Source organism: Pseudomonas sp. PA1(2017) (assembly GCF_001945375.1).
GTDB lineage: Bacteria > Pseudomonadota > Gammaproteobacteria > Pseudomonadales > Pseudomonadaceae > Aquipseudomonas.
This window is the reverse complement of record NZ_MSXU01000009.1, coordinates 391,394-417,530: the sequence shown is the minus strand read 5'-3', so window position 1 is coordinate 417,530 and position 26,137 is coordinate 391,394. Positions and strand designations below refer to the sequence as shown.

Below are 26,137 nucleotides of genomic sequence, written 5' to 3'. Positions count from 1 at the left end.
ATCTACTCCTCGAAAAGAAGGCCAACGGGCAGCGTCAGCCCGAGCACCTGTACGAAGATGAAGTAAAGCGAGCCGCCGATGAGTGCCGACACCACCAAGTAACGCAGCAAACTAAGTGGATCGCGCTTGCCAATCATCACGGCGGCGATCCATAGATAGAGCACCATTGATAGCGCCGTACCGAGCCACTCAAGCGCGAACAGCAGCACAACAGTCAGCACAAGTAAGGCGGCTGACAGGAATACCCGCTTTACATCGACGGGGCCTTTATCGGCTTGCGCGTTCTCATCGACCACTTTTCGTTGCAGCGCCAGAGCGAGGCCCAATGGGAACATCAGGACGGCAACCAACATCGGCAGCAGCTGCGGGCCCGGATCGCCCATGGCGCCCGGCGGGAACTGGCGCGCACCGATGAACACCAAGACAGCAAGCGCCATGAAGCCAAGCCCCAAAGCGCGTTGATAAATAATCATGGGCGGATCTCCTGATTAGAGCAGCTTGCGAACGGCTTGCTCTTCCTCGGCTAGATACTCATCCGCCTGACTCGACGTGCGAAACGCAGGAGCCACTCCATAACGCTCCATGTCCGCTTTGAAGGCTTCACTTGCTTGAATGCGCTCATTGATGCTGTCCAAGCTTGCCACCAGCGCATCTGGCAGCTTCTTCTGACCATACAGCGCGAAAGCCACCGGCATGACAATATCGATGCCTTGCGCCGTAGTAGTCGGCCATTGCGGCTCGAAGACATCGGGCTTATCGTTAATGACGCCGATGATTTTTATGTCGCCATTCTTTTCATACTGGCGCGCATTGCTAAGTCCCAAAATTCCGACATCAACCTGCTTGCCAAGTAGCGATGTCACTCGCTGCCCTTCACTCCCCGCATCTACCGCTCGAATGCCTTCGCCGAGATTTGCAAGCGCCTGTGCCTTGACTTGAGTTGACCCGCCCAGCTGCATCGCCACAGTGACCTTACCGCCCTCCTTCGCATACTCCACCAGCTCAGGGATGGTCGAATAAGGCGCATCTTTGCGCACCGCATAGACTTCATTCATCTCGCCCATTGTTGCCAATGCGCGCATGTCGCCGAACCCAAATGGCGAGCGCCCAGATGCATTCGCGACGTGCAGAGCGCTGTGGTAGAACAAAAGCGTGGCGCCGTCTGCACGACTCGTGATTACAGACTGGAATGCCACCACGCCGCCGCCGCCGGACTGATTGACGATTGCCATCGACTTGCCGGTTACGACTTCGAATTCGCGTGCGTAGGCCCGAGCTAACGCATCGGTCGCGCCACCTGGGGCAGCAGGGACGAACAAACGCACGCTCTTGGCAGGGTAATCGACAGTTTCTGGGGGGGCCGCGGTTACGTTGGCACCCGTGGCCAGGACGCCTGCGATTAAGGCGAATGCTTTCATCGTGGTTTTTATCATGGTCATGCCCTTCTTATTTTCGTCGTAAAAGCAGGGGCGCAAGGCGGCGCCCCATTCGAATGCGAGTGCTCAGGCCAGCACACCGATCTGCCAGGGACAGAATTCATCCTCGCCGAGACCGTTAGCCTCACTCCTGGTTGGTTCGCCGGAGGCATGGGCCAACAAGCGTTCAAAGATCTCCTGCCCCATTTCTGCGATGGTCTTGTCGCCGTCGATAACCTGCCCACAGTTGATATCCATGTCGTCGCTCATGCGGGTGTACATGGGGGTGTTGCTCGCCAGCTTGAAAGTCGGGGCTGGCACAGATCCGAAGCACGAACCGCGCCCCGTGGTGAAGGCGATCATGTTTGCGCCGCCGGCAATCTGGCCGGTAGCCGACACCGGGTCATAGCCAGGCGTGTCCATGAACACCAAGCCACGAGTCTTCACGGGATGGGCGTATTCATAGACGTCCATGAGGGGTGCGTTACCCCCTTTCTTCGCGCCGCCGAGTGACTTCTCCAGCACATTGGCCAGGCCCCCGGCGTTGTTGCCGGGGCTTACGCGCCCATTGATTTGGGTGTCACGACCGCGGTTGTACTCCAGCCACCATTCAATGCGTTCAATCAGCTTGCGGCCAATCTCCGGCGTTGCCGCCCGGGCTGTCAGAGTGTGCTCGACACCGAAGATCTCCGAGGTTTCCGAAAGGATCGCCGTGCCGCCGTGACGCACTAGGATATCGACCGCCGCGCCTAGGGCCGGGTTAGCGGACAAACCGGAAAAGCCGTCAGAACCGCCGCATTGCATTCCGATCATCAGGTGTTCGGCAGACACCGTCTGGCGGCGTGCTTCATCTGCTCGCGGCAACATGCTTTCGATCAGAGAAATGCCCTGGTCGGTGGCGCTTTTTACCCCGCCGACGTCCTGGATGATCAGCTTCTTAAGCATCTCGCCTTCTACGAGCCTTTCCTGCTCGAAGAAACCGTGGATGTTGTTGCGCTCGCAGCCTAGGGCGATGACCACGGCCCCGGCGGTGTTGGGGTGTTTGATGTAACCGGCGATGGTACGGCGCAACAGATCCATAGGCTCGCCGGTCATTTCCATGCCACAACCGATTTCATGCACGTAAGGCACCACCCCATCGATGTGGGGAAAGCCTGCCAGGCGCGAGGTGTCGAAGTGATTGGCAATCTTGCGCGCCACGGTGGCGCCGCAGTTGCCAACTACGAACACTCCGAGGTAATTGCGCGTTGCCACACGGCCATCTGCACGCACGATGCCTTGGAAGGTCGCACGTTGCTCCTGCGGGATCAGGTCTGTCGGTACATAGTCCAGGCCATAGCGATAATCGCGCGCGGTCTCGCCGAAGGTGATGTTGTGGCTGTGCATCCACGTACCAGGCGGCAAGTCTTCAGCAGCGTAACCAATTACCGTGTTGTATTTGAGCACCGGCTCGCCTTTGGTAATTAGCTTTGCAGCGACCTTGTGGCCAAGCGGTACTGGTTGTTGCGTGGTCACGCCTTCTCCGGGAATGGCGGTACCTGCGGGGATCTCGACGCGCGCAACAACAACATTATCGGCGGCATCGAGACGAATGACGGGGCTGACTTCACGGTGACTCATGATCATTATTCCTATTGGGATCAAACCGTAGCGGTGGCGAACCAAGCACCACCGCTACGCAACGCTCAGGGACGCTTGCCAAACTCGGTGCTGTCCTGCGTCCAGGCCAGGGCTTGCTCACTGAGCGAGAAACCGAGGCCAGGACGATTCGGCACCCACATGCGGCCGTCACGCAGCTCCAGGCGCTCGTTGAACATTGGCTCCAACCATTCGAAATGCTCCAGCCAAGGCTCTTCCTGGTATGCAGCAGCCAGGTGCAGGTGGATTTCCATGGCGAAATGCGGGGCAAGCTTGAGGCCCTGAAAGCTCGCAAGATTCATGATCTGCAGGAACGGTGTGATACCGCCCACTCGTGGTGCGTCCGGCTGGATGAAGTCGGCACCCTTGGCCGTGATCAGCTGCGCATGCTCACCAAAACTGGTGAGCATTTCCCCGGTGGCAATGGCAGTGTCCAGCGACGCCGCGAGTGCGGCATGCCCCTGGACGTCGTAGCAGTCCAAGGGTTCTTCGATCCAAGTCAAATCGAACTCTTCAAGCTTGCGGCAAAAGCGCTGGGCGGTAACTCGATCCCACTGCTGGTTGGCGTCCACCATCAGCGGAAAGCCTTCACCAAGGCGCTCGCGCACCGCTTTTACACGCTTGTAATCGATACTCGTGTCCGGCTGGCCGACTTTGATCTTGATGCCGCCAATACCGTTACCACGTGACGTCTCAACGTTGTCGAGCACCTTCTCCAGTGGAGTCGAAAGGTAACCACCAGAGGTGTTGTAGCACTGCACTGAATCTCGGTGGGCACCAAGTAGCTTGGCCAGCGGCAGGCCGGCGCGCTTGGCCTTGAGATCCCACAGAGCGATGTCAAAAGGTGCGATGGCCTGGGTAGTCAGACCGCTTCGCCCCATAGACGCGCCCGCCCAAAGCAGCTTGTTGAAGATTTTGGCGATGTCGTTAGGGTCTTCCCCGAGCAGGCTAGGAGCGATCTCCTTGGCATGGGCATACATACCGGGGCCGCCAGCGCGCTTGGAGTAGCCGAATCCGATACCTTCGCACCCTTCACGGGTGCGGATTTCGGCAAAGATGAAGGCAATTTCGGTCAGGGGTTTCTGCCGGCCGGTGAGTACCTTGGCATCGCTAATTGGCGCACCTAGAGGCAAAACGGTGTAGGACACCTTGACCCACTCAATGCTGTCGGTGGTGGCTTCTCCAGGTTGCATGGAGGCGATTTTCGGGTCGATATAGACGTTGCTCTCGATCATTGCAAAGGCCCTCTTTTTTTATGAAGCCGAAGGTTTGCCGGTGAGATCATCCAGCTGAAGACGCTGGATTTTTCCGACGATGAATAGGTAGGAGAACGCGGCCAGCAGGCCATGAGCGCCGACATAGAAAAGCGCACTGTTGAAAGAGCCGGAGGAAGCCAGCAGGTATCCAATCACCACTGGGGTCACAATGCCCGCCGTGTTACCCATGGCGTTGAACACTCCGCCGGTGATGCCAACCATTTGCCGTGGCGCGGTGTCGGCCACGACGCTGAAGCCAAGGTTGCCGAATCCCTTTCCGAAGAAGGCCAGGCTCATGACTGCGATCACCAGCCACTGGGTATCTACGTAGTTGCACAGCATCATGGTCGAGCTGAGCAGCACGCCAGTGACGATCGGGGTCTTGCGCGCGATGCTCAGCGACCCAGTGCGGCGCATCAGGAAGTCAGAAAAGAAGCCCGAGGAAATCGCACCGATAAGTCCGCACAGCGCGGGAATCGAAGCGACTAAACCAGCTTGAAGGATGTCGAAGCCCCGCTCCTTCACTAGGTAAATCGGGAACCAAGTGACGTAGAACCAGGTGACGGCGCTGACACAGTACTGGCTCACGAACATGCCCAGGAGCATACGGCTCTTAAACAGCACACCGATGTCGCGTAGAGAGCTGCGCCGCGCGGACTTGGGTAGCGCTGCCTGGTTTTCCAGGTCGACCAGGCCCTCACCTTTGCGGATGTATTCCAATTCCTGCGTGTTCATCTTCGGATGCTTCACAGGCAGGAAGTAATTGGCCCACCAAATTGCTGCGATCCCAAGACCCACGATGCCCATGACGATGAATACATACTCCCAACCAAATGCGTAGCAAAGCCAACCCATAAAAGGGGTAAAGAACGCGAGGGAGATGTACTGGGCGCTGTTGAAGATCGCCCCTGCCATACCCCGTTCTGATGAGGGGAACCAGGAGGCAATTACACGTGTTGACGCAGGGCCAACCGGTGACTCGGCGACACCGAGCAGGAAGCGTAGCGCGAGTAGTAGCGGAACGATCATGCCGACAAAGTGGACAAGCCCCATGCAGACGGTGAACACCGACCAAATCACGATGGCGAAAAACATGGCCTTTTTCGAGCCGAACCGGTCACTTAGCCAGCCGGCGGGAATCAGGAAGATCACGTAAGCCCAGCTGAAGATGGAGAACAGGTAACCCATCTCCACAGAACTGATACCCAGCTCGCGACTCATGTCGGATCCGGCTACAGATAACGCAGCGCGGTCTCCCGAGCTTAGCGCTAAGACCATGGTTATCAGCGCGAGTGTTAGGTAGCGATATCGCGTAGCGGCTACGGGCTTAACAGCATCCTGCACAGAAAAATCGAGCTTTCCATCGCTACCAGCGGCAATGCTGTTCGGGTTATTCATTGGTGATGCCTCATTGTTCTTATTGGCGCGGCTACGAGTCGCTGTGCGCTCGCACCCGAATGACAGCGCTATCAAATGACAGCGCTGTCAGTCATACTAAGACCACACTTTGTGAAGTTGCAAACCCGAGTTCGCCGGAAATTCCCAGCATATGGAACTTCACAATATTCGGCTTTTTTTGGCCTCTATTTCGTTACAATCGAGCGACGGCCATGACGTGGCCTGCCAGCCGTATTCACGTGAGTTCCTGAGTCTGATGTCCGAAATTACTACCACAGCCGCTGGCCAGAAAACGTCGCTCCCAATACCGGATGGCCGCCCCGCAGCAGCCACGCTGGATGATGTGGCCAAGCTAGCCAAGGTCTCCCCTATTACAGTCTCGCGCGTGATCAACCGACCTGAACTGGTCTCAGAGAAGACGACTAAACGCGTTCGCAATGCCATCCGCAAAACGGGCTACGTACCCAATTTGTTAGCCGGCGGGCTGGTATCCCAACGCAGTCGCCTGGTCATTGTTGTAATCCCGAATATCGCCAACCGAGCCTTCGTCGACACCGTCAGCCAACTGGGCCAGCGACTGGCTGCATCGCGGTACCAGCTCTTGGTCAGTCAGGCAGACCTAAACGCTGCGAGCGAAGCTGACCTAGTCGACAATATTCTTGCGCGGCGTCCCGATGGGATTGTGCTCACGCGACAGCTTTTCACCCAGGAAGCTCGCGAGAAGCTCCTCGGTCGCGGGACACCTATCGTCGAAGCATGGGAGCTGCATGAGGATCCAATCGATACCGTGGTTGGTTTTTCTCACGAGGCCGTTGGACGGATGATGGCCGAGCATATGATTGAACGGGGATATCGGCGCATCGCCCTTATTTGGAGCGACGATGCTCGGGGTACCAGACGCCGTTTAGCTTGCGTTCAGCGTCTCGCCGAAGCTGGGTTAGAACCCGTAGCAGTCGAGCTTCAGTCCGTACCCGTTGCGGTCGGCAACGGGCGCCAAGCGATGGCGAAGCTGCTTGCGCGAAAGGTTGGAATGGATGCAGTTATTTGCAGCATTGACCTACTGGCTCAAGGGGTTATCGCGGAGGCCACGGCGAGCGGCCTGAGAATTCCGCAAGACGTTGCTGTAATGGGCTTCGGCGACCTTGAGTTCGCCGCTCACACTCACCCACGACTTACGACAGTAGGCATTGATGGCGGCCGTATAGGATTACGCACTGCTGAACTGTTGCTTGAGCGCATTGATGGGCGCCTTGCTGCGCGCGCGTGCGTCGAGGATGTGGGTTTTAGCCTGGTCGTGCGCGAGAGCACTTGAGTTCTTGCTTTATCGGGCGCGCGAAATCTGCGAAAAAAACCCGCCAGAAGGCGGGTTCGGTTAATAGGATTCACGAAGAAAGGCCGCGTTCGGTAGGCGAATCGTGGACGCCTGCCGCCACGTTTACTCGCCAAGCCCTGCTCGACCTGGCCGAGATTTACCCTACTGCGTGTAGTCCACGGCCACCCACTCGAAGTATTTCTTTAAATCCGATACCAGCGCTTGGTGCGCCGGATGCGGCAGGTAGCGAGCTACGGCATCCGCGTCATCGAAGGTTGACTCCAGAATGTAATCCCAGCATATCGGCCGATCTAATTCATTAGCGGCCACGCGCCACTCGCGGATTAAATCAATCTCGCCTTCCAGGTTGCGCATACGCTCGACCAGACGCTGCTCCAGTTCAGGCTGTTTCTCTATTTCGGGTAGCCGACGAAACATCACGATGTGACGCATCATCACGCCACCCCCTTGGCACTCAATAGCCAGGCAGGAGCGTCTTGGAGTGCGACTGGCCGCAAGAAACGCTCGATCGCTGCATACCCCACTGACGTTGTCTGCGGAGCCGTAGAAGAAGGCCATGGGCCGCCGTGCTGCTGAGCCGCACAGACAGCCACACCGGTTGGTACACCACTGAAAAGCACGCGCCCCGAAACGTCTTGTGCAGCTCGCACAAGCGCAGCATTCGCATCGCTCGGCTCGTTTGCTCCCCAGATGGTGGTGGTCAAAGTGCCGCCAATTGATGCCAACACCTCGGCGATCTGCTCGACCGATGTGGCGCTCACTACCACTGCGGCAGGGCCGAACATCTCTTCGCGCAGATGGGCATTCGCAATGAACTCATTCGCCTGAACAGAGAAAAGGCGTGGCGCCGGGCCTTCACCGTCTGCATCGGCGGTAAAAACCGCCTTGGCGTGAGCGGCCACAGTACGAGACGCATCATCGAAGCCTTTTTTCATCGATGGTGTGAGCATCCTATGTGTCTTGATCGGGCGAAGCGCCTCAGCCAAGCTGGAGATAAAGCACTCACTAATTGCCCCTGCTTGAACAACTATAACGCCTGGGCTAGTGCAAAACTGGCCGCAGCCCAGAGTGATAGACGCAGCCAGCGTCTTAGCGAGATTGTCACCATCCTGTTCGAGCGCAGCGTCCAGGGCGATCAATGGGTTGATCGAACCGAGCTCGCCGAAGAAAGGGATTGGCCGGGCACGTTCGTTGGCCAGTTTCCAAAGCGCGGTACCGCCCTGATAAGAGCCGGTGAATGCAACGGCCGCGATCTGCGAATGTTGCACCAAATAACCGCCAGCCCCGCGAGATGCGCCATCGATAAGCGTGAGTACACCCTCAGGCAACTGCTGTTCAGCGACGACGCGGCGCGCGAGTTCATAAACTGCGCGCGACAAGTCCGGATGGCCAGAATGCGACTTAACGATTACCGGGCAACCAGCCGCCAAAGCGGAAGCTGTGTCGCCACCCAGCACCGAAAACGCAAAAGGAAAGTTGCTGGCCGAGAACATCGCCACTGGGCCTAGTGGTCGCTGCACACGAGTCAGACGCGGACGCCCAGCTGGCGGAGCTCCCTGCACGGCCGAATCGTCAACATAGCGGTAGGGCACTCCAGCCTCGACCTGGTCTGCGAAGCCACGCAATTGAAATGCCGTACGTGCCACCTCGCCATTTAGGCGTCCATCGCCCAAGCCGCTCTCACGGTCGGCGATCGCGACCAACTCAGCCTGATTGGACTCTAACGCCGCGGCCAGCCCGCGCAGCAGCGCTGCACGAGTTTGACCAGAGGACTCACCCCAGAAAGTAGAGGCGGCTGCCGCCTTCGCAACAACCTGATCGATCGCGGACATGGCTGGATCATTATGGGTAGCCATCGGGCACCTCTCTTGAATTCATGAGTTGAACGGTTCAGCCCTTCCCGCAATGAAGGAAGGGTGTTTGGGAACCGATGAAAGCCACCGAGAGGTGGCTAGGAGGATTAGCGCGACTTGGCTTTCAGGTTGTAGCCACGACCGGCGTAATCGAAGTCAACCAACTCGTTGATCGTCACTTCTTTGTCGGCTGGCGACGCGTAGTAAGCGCGGATCTCTTTGATCAGACCGCTCTCTTTATCGAAGATGTACCACTCATCACCACGCAGTGCGGTACCGACCTTACCTTTCCAGTGCGTCCACTCGATGACAGCTTCGTCGCTATCATGGCTGACCAAAATTTTCTCGATCGTCCACTGTGACCCCAGGTTTTCAACGCACCACACCCATTTGGCCGCGATAGTTTCAGCACCGCGCCAAGGCACTTCGGGAAGTCCTGCAGGAAAGTAGTGAACAGCGTCAGGTGTAAAGCACGACACCAGCTTGTTGAAGTCAGCTTCGTTGCAAGCGTCGAAGTAGCGGCGGATGGTTTGCGCGTGCTTGTGCTCTGCCATGTTTAGTTTCCTCCGTTGGCAATGATGCTCGGGATGGCTGGGCGACCGGATGCAACCCAGTCTTTGTATGCAGCGACCGCTTCCTGGCTCGGCGGGTAAACTCCCCACAACGGTTCGCCACCGGCAATTCGCATGCTGAGGTAATTTTCAATGTCGTCCTGTTCCAGGCAGACCTCGGCCAACTCCTCGGCAAGGTGCGCAGGAACCAAGGTCAAGCCGTCTACGTCGCCTACGATCACGTCGCCTGGGTAAACAGCGATGCCGGCGCAGCCGATCGGGACTTGGAGATCAGCTACGTGGTGATAAGAGATACGGGTCGTCGCGGTGATTTCCCGGGCGTACGCAGGTAGCGGCAAAGCAGCGATTTCACTGCCATCGCGAAGAGCACCGTCGGTGACAATCGCCTTAGCGCCACGGGCCAGCAGACGGGTCACCAGAATGTTGCCGGCGGACGCGGCAGCTGGATCATTACGGCTGTCGATCACCAGAACATCACCTGGCTGAATCTGCTCAACGCCCTGCCATTGCAAATTGTCGCCGTTAGGCTTTGTAGTCATGGTGCCGTAGGTATCAATGTCCTCACGTGCCGGAATGAAACGCATCGTGTACGCGCGACCAGCAAAGGGCTTTGTATTCAGGCCGCTCATGGCTTTGAGTCCCACGAAAGCGGGCTGGCGGAAGCCGCGCTTGAACAGCTGGGTAGTCAGCGAACCGCTGCTGCATCGAGCCAGCTTGGACAGCGTTTCGTCGCTCACCCGAACGTTGCGATTGGCGCTGTTATCGTAAGAGTCCGCGTATTGGTGAATCGTCATTCTTGTTCTCCGGAGAAAATAGAAGGTGCATGCGCTGCGCGAGAGCTCAAGGCCCTCGTCGACTGAAAATCCCGAGGTATGGGAATCGATCCGCAGAACCTACGGTGTGAAAACGATGCTAGGCGGGGTATCGGTCGATGTGAATATCAAAAGGCGCTACCCTCGCCTCACAGTTCCATATCGTGGGAAAGACGATGAAGACTAATGAAGGCACCGCATCTCTTGAGAAGGCTTTAGATGTTCTGGAAGCAATCGGATCGGCTCCCTTAGGGCTAAATCAGGGGGAGCTGTCGAATCTGGTTCCTCTTCCGCGCACGACGCTGTACCGCATCCTGGGAAGCCTGGTGGATCGCGGTATGATCCGGCGTGATCCTTTGCGTAAGGTCTACCGACTCGGTTTTCGCTATCTAGAGCTAGTCCGTAACGCTTACTTGAAGCCAGATCTAGTTGCAGCGGCTACCAGCGAGCTGCGAGCCCTGCGTGACTTCACTGGTGAAACGTCTTATTTGGCAGTGCTCGACGGGAACCAGGTCTTGTCACTTGAAAGGTGCGACGGCGCCCACACGACTCGATCCGCAGCCACCCTTGGGCAAAGCAAGCCGGTGTACTGCACAGGACAGGGCAAAGCGATTCTGTCGGCGCTGAACCAGGAGGAGCGGGAGAAGATTCTCAAGGGCCTAACTCTGACCGAGCTCACTCCAAGAACCCTTACTGATCGGCGGCAGCTTCAGATCGAACTGCAAGTCACTAGCGCCCGCGGCTACGCGATTGACGATGAAGAAATTGTCCTTGGTGTACGGTGCGTAGCGGCACCTATTGTCGATGACAGTGGCGTGGTACATGGTGCAATCAGCGTGGCCGGGCCAGCGTATAGGCTCCCGCGGAGTCGTTTGGAGTTGCTAGGCCCTGAATTGGCTGACGCGGCGCGCCGCATAGGTGCGCAGTTGCGCAGCAGTGCGGTCAACACTGACGAAAGCAGCGTTCAAGTCATCGAGGATTCCTGGGCATTCTCCGGCGCGTTCCCACGCTGGGATCAGAAGCAACGCTGCTTGTACTGGGCTGACACACTGGCCCCCGCAGTTCACCGTTTGGACGACCAGGGTTCTGGCCTCTTAGCTCGACTTGACGCTCCGATTACCGGATTAGAGCTTCTCGATGACGGTCTTCTAGTTAGCCACCGCAATGGCTGGAGCCTTATTGATCGAGAGGGGAATGAGCGTCCCCTCGCGGATTGGCCCGGTAAAAGCTTGCTTGGAATAAGCCGGCACCCAGATGGCTCGCTGTGGGGCTGCTTAAGTGCCGGTAGCGGCTGCCGTGTTGGAGAGTTAAGCGCAGGCGAACTACGCGATCCACGTCAGTTTCAAGAGCCGATCTCTGCGCTATGTTGGGACGGCACCGGTGAGCACTTGTATGCTGCAGCGCCGCAGAGCGGAACCATCTACCTGTTGCAGAAAGATAGCCAAGTCGTGCGCAGGCTGGCGACGCTGCCCAAAGGTGCCGGTGAGCTGGGCGGTTTGGCAGTCGACGCAGTCGGCGGAATCTGGGCCTCATTGATTGGTGGCTGGAGTCTCGTGCGTTTTGCTGGTGATGGCAGCCTTGATCAAATGGTAGGCGTGCCGGTTCCGAGTCCTACCGACATCTGCTTTGAAGGTGATGGAAGCAACGCAATGTTTATAACAAGCGCTCGCCATCACCTCAGCAAGGAAGTGCTGAGCAATTCTCCATCTTCTGGGAGCCTTCTCAAGCTTCGCTATACACCTCCTTCGACACCGTAGCGAGAAGACATATTTAGCGCGCTCGACTGCCACCATAGCGATCAAGACGCCCTGCTCCGCCACTGCGAATCGCTCTAACCAGCGTCAGGTGGCATCTTCTTGGCGATTTCCTCTTTGAAGATCTCGTGCTTGAAAATCTCGCCCGCCTTGAACGGCATAGTTGTCACCGCTTCGAGCCCGCCGACACGCCGATTCTGAAAGCGGTCGATTTCGTCGAGCCGCAAAAAGAAGCAGTCGCTATAGCTGGAAAATACGAGCTTTGCGGTTTCGCGCAGTTGCAGGTGCTCTCGGAGCAACGCAAGCGCTATGCCCGGCCCACGCACAGCCTCTAAAGCCACGATTAGTCGATTTGGACACAGAGGTACGTCGTACCGAGCTACTTGCTCAGTCTCAATGTGATCGTCATCGCTCATACGAGCCGGTTCCACATCAGAGTTGCCCTAGACTCAAGAAGTCTCCGAAGCCGCGTAGATGTCCATCAACCCTGTTACCGCCCCCGTTTGGCCTAGCGCTGCCTAACGCGATCACTGCAGCTCTTACCCTGGTTGATCCCAATGTGAGACCCGCTCATCGATGCAATCTGTAATCTTCGGAGTTTTGCTGAGCACAAGGCAGGGAGCATTGCCGACGTACTCAACCAACAGGTAGACGCTATCACCAATATTGACGCCTAGCTTATGCAACGCTTCCTCGGGAATACTGAAAGCCCCCTCCCCATCCCAGTTTTCGACAGTCACTTCCCAGCTCATTTCCCTACCCTGCACTACTAATGCCACCCGACAACAACGCTAAATTTTGATCCCAAACCCCTCAAAATCCCGCTGCAGAGTTTTATGGCTGAGTATCGATGGAATTTTGAAGAAGAATCGGTAGGCATAGAAGAAGAACACAGGCATTAGGAGAAGACCTAAGCCGTAAGTGGCTATCGCGACGATCACGGAGGCCGGTACTGCAGCGACAGCAAAAATCAAACCTTGCACTCTTGCTCCGCGAGTAACTTCCCGGAGTTCATCAGCATCAAAGAAAAACTCTCCCCTGCTGTTTTCAAAACCCACGACGACCGTAATCTTCTTAGAGGTTTCTTTTACATACCAAGTTCTCGGAACGTCCTTATCATAGGCGCCCTTTTTCCTGATGTAATCGGGGATTAACAACGCTTTAAAGTAGATAGTTTTGCCCGATTCATCTTCAGCCCTTACTCGCTGATATAGCGTCGAAGAATTGCCTGTGTCGCTGTCTTTATGATTTCTAACCGTTACGACAATTTTGCGCATTTGCGACATACAGCAATCCCTTTATCAATTTATCTAAATTCCGTGAGTAGGCAGTGACCAACTCGCTCCCTTCCGCCGTAACGCCGACAGCCCTGAAACATGGAAAAGGTTGTGCCCCGCAGGTGGTCATCGACCACTGCCTCCGCTCGCCCATTTTTCGGAGCTGGTAGGAGGCCCACGAGCCATCCAGGCATGCGCCTGAAAGCGGTGAAAAAAATCAAAATCCCGCATACATGACTATATACATTTGTGAGGGCCATAACAAACACGGCATACCGTCTCCTTTTGCAGGACACGTGTATGTTGCTTCGCGACGCCTATGCCTTGACGCTCCGTTTGCTGCGGAAAAACAAAGGCTTTAAACAGCAGGATCTCTCGGCCGGCGTGGACGCGTCGTACGTCAGCCGTTTAGAGCGGGGCGAGAGAGCAGTGACGATCGAAACCAACCACGCTCTTGCGCAGGGATTGCAGATTGCCCCACTCACCCTCCTTGCTCTCGCGCACGGAGCACAGCGCGGGGTGTCAGCCAGAGAAGTCCTTGAAGAGGCCGTCCGAGAGCTCGACGAGCTTGAGCTTTTCGATGTGCCACTGCGCGCTGAGCAGGCAGAGTTGACGCACCCGCAAGCCGCCAAAGGCATCGAAACCACCAAGGCGGTTTTGGCGCTGAAAGCGACGGGCCTGAACCAGTTAGAGGTTGCTCGCGTTCTGAATCTTTCCAAGTCGACAGTGGGCCGTCACTGGTACAGACGAAATCCTCAGCAATAGGCATGCAGATCGAATGGGCAGTTGGAAACTTGCATCGCAATGGGTAGATTCGCGGGGATCACAGCCTGATCGGAGCCCCTGCCGTGCTAGTCGAATTTGATCTCAACCACAACGACCGCGACGCCCTACTTCGCCACTGCCAGTCATTCCAACCGGCGACTGGTGATCCTAGAGAGGACGCGCGCCTGGCCGATGCGCTTGCTGCGCTTCAAGAGGCGCTGACAGACGGGGATGCGACCAAGACCGATGTCCACGCCCCATGATTGATTACGGTGACAAGGACGAGCCTAGACTAGGCTCTGCGTGGCAACACTGAGGTAAGGCGCGGCCAATATTTCTTTTAAAAATAGGGCGATACCCCGCAGGAAATTTACGCGAGCCCTGCAACGTTTATTCAGAGGATAGCCTTGCAAGCTGCAGCCTTGCCGACAGGGCGCTCTCCTATCAAAGGCGTGTTGCTGATGAGTCTGCGAGCCCTGACCGGAACGAGTCAACCAACTCTCGTAACCCGGGCGGCATCTGCCGGCGACCTGGATAGTAGATATGAAAAGCGGGTTCAATCGGGGCCCAATCAGGAAGAACGATCTGTAGCTCGCCCCTGGCGATGTACTCCCGAACCCGCTCCTCCAAGCAGTAAGTGATTCCGCGATCAGCCAACGCCATCTCAATGCCGAAAGCTGTTTCGTTTACGCAAAGCTGTCCAGGTACTTCAATGCAGCGGTGATCACCATCTTTCTCGAAGTCCCAGCGATAGATGACACCATTGCCCATTCGGATCTGGATGCAATTCTGCTGCTTTAGATCTTCGGGCTCGACGATTCTGGGATTGCTGTTCAGGTACCTCGGAGAAGCAACCGCCACCCAGCGGAGCTCCTCGCTGATCCTCACTGCGATGAAGTCCTCGGGAATTCTATCGCCGAAGCGAATGCCGGCATCGAACCCGGCGGCCACGATGTCCACCATCCGATCTTCTACCGCGACTTCTACGGACACCTCGGGGTAGGCCTCCAAAAAGGGCGGCAGATACTTTGTAAACAGCAACCGAGCACCGTCACTCAAAACGTTCAAGCGCAGCCTGCCCGAAGGTCTGTCACGGTGGCGATCAAGCGCCGCCAGAGCCCCACTGATCTCTGTAAAACCGATTGTTAGGCGCTTCGCGAGGGCCGCTCCGGCATCAGTTGGTGACACGGTGCGGCTGGTGCGATTAAGCAGCCTGACCCCAAGCCGCTCCTCAAGATTCCGCACGGCATGGCTTAGCGCAGACGTGGTGATGCCAAGCTCCACCGCTGCCTGAGTGAAGCTCCTAAGCCTTTCCACTGCGAGAAACGAATTCAAGTCAGCCAAGTCCGCCCGAGAAAGGCGTGCTGTCGGTAATACAGGCATCTGCAGAAACTCACTGTTGATTTAAATTCAATGCTTGATGCAATTGCTCTCGACAAACATCGACAAATCATAAAGTACCATCAATTTAATTCAACAATTGATAGAAATTACATTTCTACAGGGTTCATCTGCGTGTTCCATATCTACCTCACGATTGCCTATCTATACGTGCTATGGCGCTTCGTCGTTCCGCTACCCATCGGACGAATCTGGCGTGCCGTGATCGGACTATCGCTACTCATCATTTCGAAGTATCACCTGATACTGATCGGCCTCTACGGCACGATGTTTTCACCAGAGTTTCCGCGAGCAGCAGTGCTATCGGCTGGTTGGATGTTTTGCACGTTCGTGCTGCTGTTCGTTCTGGTGATCCTGGGTGACCTAGTTGGCGGGGTTCTCGCGCTGGCCACTAAAAAGCCGATCGCGAAATTCTTGGGAAGCAAGTTCAGGCTGTGCATTGCTTCGCTGGCCCTGACTCTGTCCGGCTTTGGGGTTTATCACGCGACTCAGCTCCCGGATGTGCAGCGCCTTGACGTTGAGGTGGAAGGTTTGCCCGCAGCTTTTGACGGCCTGCGGGTGATACAGCTCACCGACCTGCATATCAGCAAGGCCTTTCAACGCGAATGGGTCGAAAAGGTGGTGGAGCGCACGAATGCGCTTAACGCCGACCTCATCCTTGTCACGGGAGATGTCGTCGACGGGACGGTCGAGGCACGACGCGAAGACGTGGCCCCCCTGGGCAACCTGAAAGCCCCGCTGGGGGTCATCGCTATCCCTGGCAACCACGAATACTACTTTGGAGCCGATCGCTGGATCGCCGAGCTTGAACGACTCGGAATGCGGGTTTTGGTTAATAGCCATGTCGCGCTTACGCGTGATCAAAGCTCGTTGTCGATTGCCGGCGTGACGGATGAGGCGGCTCCTGCCTTCGGCTTGGAAGGCCCAAACCTTGATCAAGCACTCAAGGGTGCTGACAGAGAGTCCCCCGTCATCCTCCTAAAGCATCGCCCGGAAGGGGCAGCCCTCTCCGCAACCAAAGGAGTGAGTCTCCAGCTATCGGGGCACGCCCACGGCGGAATGATCAAAGGGCTTGATCTCATCGCCCGATACGCCAATGGAGGGTTCGTGTCAGGCGAATACGACGTCGGGAGGATGACGCTCTATGTCAGCAACGGCACTGCCCTCTGGAACGGCTTCCCTATTCGATTGGGCGTTCCAGCTGAAATCACTGAAATCGTGTTGCGAGCAAGCCCCGCTTCCTGAAACCTAGCGAGGAGAATTCCTAATGAATCATCCAGCCATCTGCAAAAACTCGGTCGCCGTCGTCACCGGAGCAGCGTTGGGCATTGGCAACGCCATCGCCCGAAAGCTTGCCATGGAGGGGATGAATGTCGTGCTTTTCGACAAAGATCCTGTGGCGCTCAAATCTGCAGCTAACTCGATTCGTAGAGATGCTCCCGATGTAAACGTCCTCACAATCGAAGGGGACGTCACGTCGCAAGCAGATCTACACAGACTCTACGAACAGGCATGTGAGTTCGGTCGCGTGTCCCTGCTGGTTAACAACGCGGCGATCATCACAAGGGCTGGCCCTTGGGATGGAGTGCCCAAATGGAGGACGCTCATGGAGGTTAATTTCTGGAGCGCTCTTACTCTCCAGCAGCTGTTCATAGAAACGATGTTCTCTCAGGAAGGGAATGCGGCCATCGTAAACGTCGGATCGAAGGAAGGCATAACTACGCGACCTGGGAACGCGGCCTATTCAGTCTCGAAGGCCGCGATAAAGGTGCTTACCGAGCAATTAGCTCACGAGTTGCGCGAAAGGGTTGGCGACCGGATCACCGCGCACCTGTTGATCCCTGGATACACCTTCACGCCGATGAATTTTCCCGACATGACCTCGTCGACCCCAAAACCGGACGCCCCCTGGACTGCGGATCAAGTAGCTGACCGGCTGGTAGCGCAAATGGCTGAAGGAGAGTTCTACATTTTCTGTGAAGACAATGAGGCGAGCTGGGAGCTCGACCAGCGCCGCATGCAATGGGCTGCCGATGACCTCATATTGAAGCGCCCTGCCCTGTCTCGCTGGCATGAGGATTACGCGGATCAATTCTCTGCCTATGTTGCAGACATAGCCCCGCAGTGAAATCCCTGTCCTGACACCTGCCTTGGTGAGATGCCAAGGCATGCCTGGCATCTCACCCTTGAAGACAATCATCCTTTTGCTACACCGGGCGGTGCCGTTGGTACCGTTTGGCGTAAGGCGTAATTGAATGACAAGCCAATCGAACACAGAAACATCCGCCGCCACTGCTCCGAAAATCGAAGTGCCTCATGGCGTCGGTATTGCTATCGCGATGTTGAGCCTTGGGGGCCTCTTCATTGGCACCGGCGAGTTCGCGTCAATGAGCCTGCTGCCGGGGCTCGCGTCCAGCACCGGCGTATCAATACCCGTGGCTGGTGGGTACATCACAGCCTACGCATTGGGCGTGGTAGTCGGCGCTCCGATGATCGCCATCCTCGCGGCACGCTGGCCTCGCAAGACACTGTTGATCGCTCTGCTCGCACTGTTTGCAATAGGGTACGGCGCAAGTGCAGTCGCCTGGAATCATGCAAGTTTGCTCGGCGCCCGTTTCTTGGCCGGACTGCCGCATGGGGCTTACTACGGGGTAGCGTGCCTCGTTGCTGCCACGATGGTTGCTGATAGACGTAAAGCACAGGCAGCTGGGTACGTTATGGCAGGTTTGGCAGCAGCCAACGTTGTAGGGGTGCCAGCTGCAACATGGATTGGTCAGTTGTTCGGATGGAGGGGCGCCTTTTCCGGCTTGGCTGCCGGTGGTGCATTAGCAATCGTCCTGTTCTGGTGGCTCATCCCATCGATTCCCAAGGATGAGAAAGCGAGCCCAAAATCTGAGCTGTCAGGCCTCAAAAAGCCTCAGCTTTGGCTCACGTTGGCTACGGCATCTATCGGCTTCGGCGGGATGTTCTCGGTGTACAGCTACATCACACCAACACTCACCGAGGTGACTGGCTTCACATCCGGACAAGTGCCAATGGTTCTGGCGCTTTGGGGCGTGGGCATGATCGTGGGTAACCTGATTGGGGGCTGGTTAGCAGACCGCTCTCTGGTGCCGGCCATCTTCTACATCATGATCTGGAACACTGTCTTTCTAGCTCTTTTCTCGGTGTTGGCTTCCTCAAGCGTTGGCACCTTGGCTGTGCTCTTCCTTGTAGGCTGCGGATTCGCCCTGGTACCTGCTCTGCAGGTACGCCTGATGAACGTCGCCGGTGAGGCGCAAACCTTGGCAGCAGCGCTCAATCACAGCGCGTTCAACATCTCCAACGCGATTGGCGCGACGCTTGGTGGTCTCTCGATCGCAGGCGGCTTTGGTTGGACGTCGACTGGCTGGGTGGGCGCTGCTCTTGCGGCGCTAGGCACCGTCTTCTTCGCTATCTCGATCGGCCTTGAGAAACAGCAGTCGCAGCCTGAACGCGTGAATCGCGCGGTAGGCGCAGTGACATTGCCCGCGCGCAGCCGGCCACAGAGCAACTTCAGTGAGAGGACATAGAGACATGGTAACGCCACAGCTGACCGTGCAGCTTTCAGATGGGCATCGAATTCCACAGCTCGGCTTAGGCGTCTGGCAAGCTAGCCAGTACGAGGCGCGTCATGCCGTCGAACTAGCCATCGAGGCGGGCTATCGCCACGTCGATACCGCATCAATCTATGGGAACGAGGAAGGTGTGGGTGAAGGCATCCGCAATGCGAGCGTGCCCCGAGAGCAGATTTTCCTGACTACAAAGATCTGGAACGATGCCCAGGGCCAGGAGAGTACGGCCAAAGCGATTGACGCCAGCCTGGCCCGCCTTGAGGTCGATTATGTTGACCTGCTCCTCATACATTGGCCCGCACCTTTTCAGGACAAGTACGTTGAAACCTGGAAGGCGTTAATCGCAGCCCAGCAAGCAGGAAAGCTCGATCAATTGGGGTATCCAATTTCAATCCTGAACACCTTCATCGGCGGATTGGTGAGACAGGCGTATCGCCCGTTTTGAATCAGGTGGAGTTGCATCCCTTCCTGCAGCAGCAGTACTTGCGAAAGCACCACGCGTCGTTAGGAATAGCTACCCAATCGTGGAGCCCTCTGGGTCAGGGCAGCGCGCTGACGCACTCGGGAATAATAGACATTGCCCAAAAGCATGGCCGAACCCCAGCCCAGGTGATCATCCGGTGGCATATGGAGCTAGGGCTCATTGCGATCCCCAAATCCATCACGCCCTCGCGCATCCGTGAAAACCTGGATGTATTCAACTTTTCCCTCGATGCGGCTGACCTGGCGTCAATAGGGAAAATGAATACTGGAACGCGGCTTGGCCCGGATCCGGCCTCTTTCGGGTAACCCGATTCCTACGTCTGAGAGGCAGGATGACGCCGGCAGAAGTAGCGTGCCGGCGTAACTTGCTCATCTCATTGAGCGCTCTCGGTCGACTCAGGAAAAACCGCTCACGGCGTGAGGGACATAGGGTGCTTCTAATCGGCCGACCTCATCTTCGCTCAGCACGATATCCAATGCAGCGATCGAATCTTCGAGCTGGCCCTTCTTGCTAGCTCCGACGATGGGTGCTGATACACCCTGTTTGGCTAACACCCACGCCAACGCAATCTGTGCCATAGGCAAGCTTCGCTCGCGAGCAATCTGCTCAACAACGTCAATGACTCGACCATCTTCTGCTTCGGTGCGTTGGTAAAACGACTGCCCTGCAACATCGGTCTTTGTTCGCTCCGTCTGCTGTCCATGCGGGCGCGTCAGCCTACCGCGCGCCATTGGGCTCCACGGAATGATGCCGACGCCTTGGTCAATGCACAGCGGAATCATCTCCCGCTCCTCCTCCCGGTAAACCAGGTTGAGGTGATTTTGCATCGAGACGAAGCGGCTCCATCCATTTGATGCCGCCACGTGCTGAGCTTTGGCGAATTGCCAGGCATACATGGACGACGCACCGATATAGCGAGCCTTCCCAGATTTGACCACGTCATGCAGTGCCTCCATGGTCTCCTCGATCGGAGTGAGAGAGTCCCAGCGATGGATCTGGTATAGATCGACGTAGTCCGTGCCAAGCCGGGTCAGGCTTGCATCTATAGCAGTCATTATGGCTTTGCGAGACAAGCCTCTATCGTTCGGTTTTCGGGCATCGTCCAGCATGCTTTGCGAGTGAAAAACCTTGGTGGCGATGACGACCTCGTCGCGCCGGGTCATCTCCTTGAGCAACCTACCCACGATGACTTCAGAAGTGCCGGCAGAGTAGCTGTTGGCAGTATCAAAGAAGTTAATGCCGCTCTCGACGGCATACCTGATGATTGGCCGGCTTTCATCTTCACCCAGCGTCCACGGATGGGTGCCTGCCTCAGGGTCTCCAAAAGTCATGCATCCCAGGCACAGCCTAGAGATATCCAGGCCCGTGCTCCCGAGTTTGGTGAACTTCATACTCGCTTCCTCCTCATCTGCTTCGCACCAGTCGTTGACTCGCTTCTCACGTGAGAACGAGGTTTGACCATTCGACATGGCTGAGCGCAGCTAGATCATTGAGCTGGTTTCAACCAGGCGTTGAGGTACAACGAAGGGTTGATGTTGCCCGGCCAAGGTCAGTTCAAGGTACCGGCGAATATTCGCCTTAACCCTGGAGGATCAAATGTCTAAACCGATCAAACGCGTAGCTGTTACCGGAGGTCATGGGAAGGTAGGTGCGGTACTGGTGCCCTACTTGCGTGAGCGCGGGTATGACGTCTTCGTAATCGACAAGGATGGCCCGCTTGATCCGGATGAGGCCATGATGACTGCGGATCTGGAGGATTTTGGCCAAACGCTGGATGCGTTGTCATCGGTAGGCAATGACGTCTATGCCCGGGGAGAGCCACAAGCATTCGATGCTGTCGTACACCTGGCGAGCATGCCGCACCCACGCATGATTCCAGACAGCGATGAGTTCCGAGTGAATATGATCACGACCTACAACGTTTTCGAGTCCTGCCGGCGACTGGGGATCAAAAATATCGTTTGGTCAGCCAGTGAGGTGGCAACAGGAGTTCCCTACGACAAAACCGATGCGCCGTATGTACCGGTTGACGAGGACTACCCAATGCGAGGGTACAACGTCTACTCGTTGACGAAGGTGCTCGGTGAGGAAATGGCTAGGCAGTTCTGCCTCAATGATCCATCGCTGCGAATCACTTGCCTGCGCCTGTCCAACGTTATGAACCAGGACGAGTACGCGAAGTTTGAGTCCTGGCAGGATGACCCCACTGTTCGCCTTTGGAACTTCTGGACGTATGTCGACAACCGCGACGTCGCGCAGAGCATCGAGCTTGCCCTCAAATACGATGTGCGAGGCAAGGATGAGTTCTTCATCACGAACGATGAAACGGTCATGCGAACGCCGAGCAGCGAGTTGCTTGACCTTCACTATCCAGGTATCGAGCGGCGCAAGGAGATTACCGGCAACGAAGTCCTGCTATCCAACGACAAGGCAAAGCGCGTACTCGGTTTCAAACCCGCTTATTCTTGGTTGGACGCTCTCAAAGAGCAACAATAGTGATCGCCTAAGCTGGTCGGCCCACTTCGCAGCAAGAGCGTCACCCCGCTGTTCCATGCACGCCTTTCAAAGCGTGCATGGACTGACCTGCATTTAGAAATGGCGGATCACTTCGGTCTGGTTGACGCCCACATCGAAAACTGGGCAGCGAGATAGGGTGCAGTGCAGCTTTGCGGCTCCTCCGCCACATCATCTGCACTCCCGTAAACTACGACATTTCCACTGCCCTTTCCTGCCTGGCCCAAGGTCGATGATCCAACAGCATTCGCAGCGATTTGCATGCCATGCTCAGCCATCACTGCCGTATGTCCCGGCCTTAACCGATCTCCAGGGTCGACATACCAAAGATTTTTGCTAGTGGTAGGTCAGGGGCAGTACCTCGGTACATCCGGGCCGTTTCAAATAGCGGTAATAGCCCGTAACTTTCCGCAAGAAGAGTGCCGATCTTGTTAGGTTGTGGGACATCAAGGATGACGGTTGCACCATCAGCCCATGCAACAAGTGAGCAGAAAATGGCTTCCGCGATATGTACATCATCAGCGGACAGCGGGCCGATTTTATAGCCACTTTCGGCCGGACGGATAGCTCCAAAGCCCTTGACCACACCCTCCTGCACATAGGCAACGGAATAAGGCGAGTGCTTGAAAAGCCAGTGTCGAAGGAACGTCTCTCGACTTGCAGGAAAAAACGCCCAGTCATAGTCCAAAACCCGGTCAACAAGCTCTGCGCCAATGTTTTGTATACAAGGATCATTAGGCGCCACAACCTGCGGTACGCCGGTATAGCGCGTTGTGTTGAACGCCATTTCGAAACCTGAGCGTGCGTAATTTCCCTGCTGCGCAACAACCGCATCCAGTCCCACCGTCCGACCGTCCAAAGAGGCCATTGCGGCCTTCCAAAGTGGATAGCCCATGCCCTGTCCACGTAAGTCCGCTCTGACGATATATAGGCCGACAAAACCGATGGTATCGCCGTATTTAATGGCGGAGATAGCTGCGACGGGCTCATCGTCCAAGCAAGCTACAAGGAGCCCGGTAGGATCTGCGACCAGAAAAGCACTGCCATCGTTGATCCCCAGATTCCAGCCTTCCTCAGATGTCCATTGAATGACTTTATCCAGATCGTTTGGCTGCATTGGGCGAATGGACAGCCCATTAGGTGTGTGTGTCGTCATATCGGCCTGACCTCAGAAATCGAATGATGAATAGGACGTGAAGGTTCTTCCTGCTCAAGCTGGACGGTTGAACAGAGTGATCAAATCCACGTGCAGAGCTTAGGGAGAGGAAGAGAACCGATACAGGATCAGGTAGAATCAATTCATACCAATACAGAGGGAATGTTGATGCTTCGCTATATGGCTTTGGCCGAGCAGTTACGTAATCAGATCGAACGCAGGTGGTTGAAGCCTGGCGAGCGCATTCCCTCTATTCGCGAGCTAGCCACTAACCATGGAGTAAGCACTGCCACTGCAGTGCAGGCATGTCATCAGCTGGAGAAAGAAGGGCTAATCCTGGCTCGGCAGCGCGCGGGTTTTTTCGTATGCAGCTCTGCACCATCCGTAACCTTTAAAACGCACCCTACAAGTGAGCCAGCGTTCATAAGCAATCCTGCATTGCGCGAGATGCGCTTCATCGATGCAAATGCAGACGTATTACCTCTGCATTACGCTCGCCCTGCAGCCGCACTATTACCCGATACCGCCATCGCGGCGGCTCTCTCACGATGCTTGCGCAGGCAGCGAAGCAGCGCTCTGGACTACTCGCCTCCCCAAGGGCATGGCCCGTTACGTCGTCAAATAGCCCACCGTTACGTCAACCTCGGAGCTCAAGTGGAAGCAGAAGAGATCATCGTAACGGCTGGCGCTATGGAGGCCATCTCATTGGTTTTGCGTGCAACTACCTCTCCGGGTGACTTGGTATTGGTTGAAACCCCCGCATATCAGGGCATCCTGCAAACGCTCGCCGCCTTGAGCCTTAGAGTCGTCGAGTTTCCTCAGGATCCTGTCGGAGGGATCGATATGGAATGCCTGGAGACCATCCTTGGAGAAAAGCAAGTTCGGATAGCACTTGTTGTACCAAACTTCTCCAACCCCTCTGGCCGCATGCTTGATGATGCGACTAAACAGCGACTGCTTGCAGCGTGCGAGCGACACGGCACTATCATTTTGGAAGACGATGTTTACGGAGAGTTGGCGTGGGATGATAGCCGCCCATCTCCGTTAAGACGCTGGGACTCAGGTAAAAACGTGATTACCTGTAGTTCATTTTCTAAATTTTTGGCGCCTGGTTTGCGTGTTGGCTGGATAGTCGGAGGTCGCTGGACAGAGGAGTTGAGCAGGGCAAAATACTTCTCCACCATTGGCAATACGGCGCTCCCTCAGCTCGCAATCAGCGACTACTTGGAGCGCCATGATCTTGAGCGCGGACTGCGAAAATTACGCAGAGGGTTAGCAGAAACCTCGCTTCGTATGCGCGATGCAATCATCCGCTACTGGCCTAAGGAAACACTTACAAGCCAGCCGCGTGGAGGGTTGTCGTTGTGGGTTCAGCTACCTGCTGGAGGCGACGCTCAGCAGTTATTCAACACGTCTCTGCATAATGGAATTGGGATCGCACCAGGCCCCCTTTTCTCAAGTAACGGTAGCTATGGTGATCACCTGCGCCTGACCTGCGGTCTGCCATGGGATGAGCGGCTCGCCCAAGGAATGATCGTTTTGGGAAGATTAGTGCATGAGAACGTTGCCGATCAAAGACCACACACCTGATCAGTAGCGGTGGCAAACGGGAATATCCCCGTTAGTAGTCACTCACCCCTGCCCCAATGGTCGACTGATGAAGGTCTGGACGGCGTTGGGAGAAAATCCAATCTGTATACCGAACCATGCCGGAAACTTTTTTGGTGTGGCGCAATGACCGTGAGGTAGACAGGAGGCAACGCATATCAATCGTCCCCCGCCACGCCGCCACCCTACCCCAAGCGCAGATCACTCATAAGGCTTATCTCCATGGCTATCCACATCAACGATACGGTAAACGGTTACTAGCCCTTCAAGCGCAGCGCATCCACTACTAGCTGAAACGCCGGGGTATTCTGATTTCGGCTTGGATAATACAAGTGATAGCCAGGAAGCTCGGGGCACCAGTCCTCCAACACCCTGACAAGCCGGCCAGCCTCCACATGCCTGAGCACCTGCGATTCCAACATACGCCCTAACCCAAAGCCTGAAATAACGGCTTCTAGAATCATTTCGGGTCGATTGAAAGCGAGCTGCCCAGATACGCGGGCCCGGACTTGCTCGCCATCCTTGCAGAAATTCCAGACCTCCAGAGAGCCCTGGGTGGGGAACCGACGATTGATGCACTGATGCGTCGATAAGTCGTCGGGCGTCTTAGGGATTGGCCGCTTCGCAAAATAAGCAGGCGAGCCAACGATGATGACTCTCTCCGGCCTTCCGATCGGTACCGCGATCATGTCCTTGTCAACGTTGTGCCCCAATCGGATGCCGGCGTCGTAGCGCTCGGCAACGATGTCAACGAAGCCGTTATCTACGTTCACCTCTACAGCGATGTCCGGAAAATTGGGTAGCAGCCGATTCAGTGCAGGCCAGAGAATTGTTTCTGCTACATGATCGGCGCTGGTGATTCGCACAGTCCCGGCCGGCTTGTCGCGAAAATCAGTCAACCCAGCTAGTTGAGTACCGATGTCCGCCAGTGCAGGCCGCAGCGTTTGCAAAAGTCTTTCACCAGCTTCAGTCGGCGATACGCTACGAGTAGTCCTGGTGAGCAAGCGAATCCCGAGGCGAGCCTCAAGTCGTCGAATTTTGTGGCTCAATGCGGATTGAGAGGTGCCGAGCCTAGCCGCAGCACGCGTGAAACTGCGCTCTTCAGCGACAGCGACAAAGGCGACCAGGCTGCCCAATTCATCATGAAGCACTAATGAAACCTCGTCATTATTAGTTACACATTTCAGTTTAGAATACTGATCTAAGCTTATAGTGATCGCAGCTGCTTAGAAATCCCTCATCAATTAATGACGTAACGTCATATCTGCATCCCGATCTTCGCCCCTAATCAACCGCCTTCCCTCCCAC

24 protein-coding genes and 1 pseudogene are annotated in these 26,137 nt (G+C 56.2%); 9 read left to right on the top strand and 16 right to left on the bottom strand.

Annotated elements, in window-relative coordinates; genetic code table 11:
* Positions 1-2: 2 nt before the first annotated feature.
* The 5 genes from BVH01_RS09035 to BVH01_RS09015 all read right to left on the bottom strand — a co-directional run bounded on the left by BVH01_RS09035 (position 3) and on the right by BVH01_RS09015 (position 5,707).
* Positions 3-473 carry a tripartite tricarboxylate transporter TctB family protein gene (locus BVH01_RS09035; protein WP_075930013.1) on the bottom strand — a complete coding sequence of 157 codons (471 nt, stop codon included), beginning with the start codon at positions 471-473 and terminating at the stop codon, positions 3-5.
* 15 nt (positions 474-488) lie between these two features.
* Positions 489-1,439: a tripartite tricarboxylate transporter substrate binding protein gene (locus BVH01_RS09030; protein ID WP_075930012.1), complete on the bottom strand. Its 951-nt coding sequence runs from the start codon at positions 1,437-1,439 to the stop codon at positions 489-491.
* Positions 1,440-1,502: 63 nt separating this feature from the next.
* Positions 1,503-3,035 (bottom strand): UxaA family hydrolase, encoded by a 1,533-nt coding sequence (locus BVH01_RS09025; protein WP_139317801.1) that lies wholly within the window; start codon positions 3,033-3,035, stop codon positions 1,503-1,505.
* Positions 3,036-3,100: 65 nt separating this feature from the next.
* Positions 3,101-4,288 carry a mandelate racemase/muconate lactonizing enzyme family protein gene (locus BVH01_RS09020; protein WP_075930010.1) on the bottom strand — a complete coding sequence of 396 codons (1,188 nt, stop codon included), beginning with the start codon at positions 4,286-4,288 and terminating at the stop codon, positions 3,101-3,103.
* A gap of 18 nt (positions 4,289-4,306) precedes the next feature.
* Complete coding sequence (locus BVH01_RS09015; protein ID WP_083659446.1) at positions 4,307-5,707, bottom strand: MFS transporter; 1,401 nt, start codon at positions 5,705-5,707, stop codon at positions 4,307-4,309.
* Between the two features lie 151 nt (positions 5,708-5,858).
* Between BVH01_RS09015 and BVH01_RS09010 the strand changes: the two genes are divergently transcribed.
* Positions 5,859-7,019 (top strand): LacI family DNA-binding transcriptional regulator, encoded by a 1,161-nt coding sequence (locus BVH01_RS09010; protein WP_256562745.1) that lies wholly within the window; start codon positions 5,859-5,861, stop codon positions 7,017-7,019.
* Between the two features lie 162 nt (positions 7,020-7,181).
* Here BVH01_RS09010 and BVH01_RS09005 read toward each other — a convergent pair whose 3' ends face one another.
* The 4 genes from BVH01_RS09005 to BVH01_RS08990 form a co-directional block, all read right to left on the bottom strand.
* Entirely contained in the window at positions 7,182-7,475 is a 294-nt protein-coding gene (locus BVH01_RS09005; protein ID WP_075930009.1) for a Dabb family protein, read from the bottom strand.
* The gene (locus BVH01_RS09000) at positions 7,475-8,872 is read right to left on the bottom strand and encodes an aldehyde dehydrogenase (NADP(+)) (RefSeq protein WP_256562744.1); all 1,398 of its coding nucleotides are present in this window, start codon (positions 8,870-8,872) and stop codon (positions 7,475-7,477) included. The genes BVH01_RS09005 and BVH01_RS09000 overlap by 1 nt, the downstream gene beginning before the upstream one ends.
* Positions 8,873-9,000: 128 nt before the next feature.
* Positions 9,001-9,447, bottom strand: coding sequence for a nuclear transport factor 2 family protein (locus BVH01_RS08995; protein ID WP_075930007.1), 447 nt, complete (start codon positions 9,445-9,447; stop codon positions 9,001-9,003).
* A gap of 2 nt (positions 9,448-9,449) precedes the next feature.
* Positions 9,450-10,259 (bottom strand): ribonuclease activity regulator RraA, encoded by an 810-nt coding sequence (locus BVH01_RS08990; RefSeq protein WP_075930006.1) that lies wholly within the window; start codon positions 10,257-10,259, stop codon positions 9,450-9,452.
* A gap of 194 nt (positions 10,260-10,453) precedes the next feature.
* On the opposite strand from BVH01_RS08990, the gene BVH01_RS08985 reads away from it, so the two are divergent.
* Entirely contained in the window at positions 10,454-12,034 is a 1,581-nt protein-coding gene (locus BVH01_RS08985; protein ID WP_075930005.1) for an IclR family transcriptional regulator C-terminal domain-containing protein, read from the top strand.
* A 74-nt stretch (positions 12,035-12,108) separates the two neighbouring features.
* Here BVH01_RS08985 and BVH01_RS08980 read toward each other — a convergent pair whose 3' ends face one another.
* The 3 genes from BVH01_RS08980 to BVH01_RS08970 all read right to left on the bottom strand — a co-directional run bounded on the left by BVH01_RS08980 (position 12,109) and on the right by BVH01_RS08970 (position 13,317).
* Entirely contained in the window at positions 12,109-12,447 is a 339-nt protein-coding gene (locus BVH01_RS08980) for a hypothetical protein (RefSeq protein WP_075930004.1), read from the bottom strand.
* Between the two features lie 123 nt (positions 12,448-12,570).
* Positions 12,571-12,783, bottom strand: coding sequence for a hypothetical protein (locus tag BVH01_RS08975; protein ID WP_075930003.1), 213 nt, complete (start codon positions 12,781-12,783; stop codon positions 12,571-12,573).
* Positions 12,784-12,822: 39 nt separating this feature from the next.
* Entirely contained in the window at positions 12,823-13,317 is a 495-nt protein-coding gene (locus tag BVH01_RS08970) for a hypothetical protein (RefSeq protein ID WP_075930002.1), read from the bottom strand.
* A gap of 291 nt (positions 13,318-13,608) precedes the next feature.
* On the opposite strand from BVH01_RS08970, the gene BVH01_RS08965 reads away from it, so the two are divergent.
* Positions 13,609-14,073 (top strand): helix-turn-helix domain-containing protein, encoded by a 465-nt coding sequence (locus BVH01_RS08965; RefSeq protein WP_075930001.1) that lies wholly within the window; start codon positions 13,609-13,611, stop codon positions 14,071-14,073.
* A gap of 444 nt (positions 14,074-14,517) precedes the next feature.
* Here the strand turns inward: BVH01_RS08965 and BVH01_RS08955 are convergent, their stop codons facing one another.
* A complete protein-coding gene (locus tag BVH01_RS08955; RefSeq protein ID WP_075929999.1) occupies positions 14,518-15,456 on the bottom strand; it encodes a LysR family transcriptional regulator in 939 nt (312 codons plus the stop codon).
* A 132-nt stretch (positions 15,457-15,588) separates the two neighbouring features.
* On the opposite strand from BVH01_RS08955, the gene BVH01_RS08950 reads away from it, so the two are divergent.
* From BVH01_RS08950 to BVH01_RS08935, 4 genes and pseudogenes are all read left to right on the top strand, one after another.
* Entirely contained in the window at positions 15,589-16,719 is a 1,131-nt protein-coding gene (locus BVH01_RS08950) for a metallophosphoesterase (RefSeq protein ID WP_075930987.1), read from the top strand.
* Positions 16,720-16,741: 22 nt separating this feature from the next.
* The gene (locus BVH01_RS08945) at positions 16,742-17,602 is read left to right on the top strand and encodes an SDR family oxidoreductase (RefSeq protein ID WP_075929998.1); all 861 of its coding nucleotides are present in this window, start codon (positions 16,742-16,744) and stop codon (positions 17,600-17,602) included.
* 199 nt (positions 17,603-17,801) lie between these two features.
* The gene (locus tag BVH01_RS08940) at positions 17,802-19,025 is read left to right on the top strand and encodes an MFS transporter (protein WP_218189103.1); all 1,224 of its coding nucleotides are present in this window, start codon (positions 17,802-17,804) and stop codon (positions 19,023-19,025) included.
* 4 nt (positions 19,026-19,029) lie between these two features.
* Positions 19,030-19,856, top strand: a pseudogene (locus BVH01_RS08935) (aldo/keto reductase).
* A 90-nt stretch (positions 19,857-19,946) separates the two neighbouring features.
* Here the strand turns inward: BVH01_RS08935 and BVH01_RS08930 are convergent.
* Positions 19,947-20,942 carry an aldo/keto reductase gene (locus tag BVH01_RS08930; protein ID WP_075929997.1) on the bottom strand — a complete coding sequence of 332 codons (996 nt, stop codon included), beginning with the start codon at positions 20,940-20,942 and terminating at the stop codon, positions 19,947-19,949.
* 205 nt (positions 20,943-21,147) lie between these two features.
* Here BVH01_RS08930 and BVH01_RS08925 point away from each other — a divergent pair, with 205 nt between their 5' ends.
* On the top strand, positions 21,148-22,047 hold the full coding sequence (locus BVH01_RS08925) for an NAD(P)-dependent oxidoreductase (protein WP_075929996.1): 900 nt from the start codon (positions 21,148-21,150) through the stop codon (positions 22,045-22,047).
* 316 nt (positions 22,048-22,363) lie between these two features.
* On the opposite strand, the gene BVH01_RS08920 is transcribed toward BVH01_RS08925, so the two are convergent.
* On the bottom strand, positions 22,364-23,221 hold the full coding sequence (locus tag BVH01_RS08920; RefSeq protein ID WP_075929995.1) for a GNAT family N-acetyltransferase: 858 nt from the start codon (positions 23,219-23,221) through the stop codon (positions 22,364-22,366).
* Positions 23,222-23,389: 168 nt separating this feature from the next.
* On the opposite strand from BVH01_RS08920, the gene BVH01_RS08915 reads away from it, so the two are divergent.
* The gene (locus tag BVH01_RS08915; protein ID WP_075930986.1) at positions 23,390-24,811 is read left to right on the top strand and encodes a PLP-dependent aminotransferase family protein; all 1,422 of its coding nucleotides are present in this window, start codon (positions 23,390-23,392) and stop codon (positions 24,809-24,811) included.
* Between the two features lie 275 nt (positions 24,812-25,086).
* On the opposite strand, the gene BVH01_RS08910 is transcribed toward BVH01_RS08915, so the two are convergent.
* Positions 25,087-25,980, bottom strand: coding sequence for a LysR family transcriptional regulator (locus tag BVH01_RS08910; RefSeq protein WP_075929994.1), 894 nt, complete (start codon positions 25,978-25,980; stop codon positions 25,087-25,089).
* Positions 25,981-26,137: the final 157 nt, after the last annotated feature.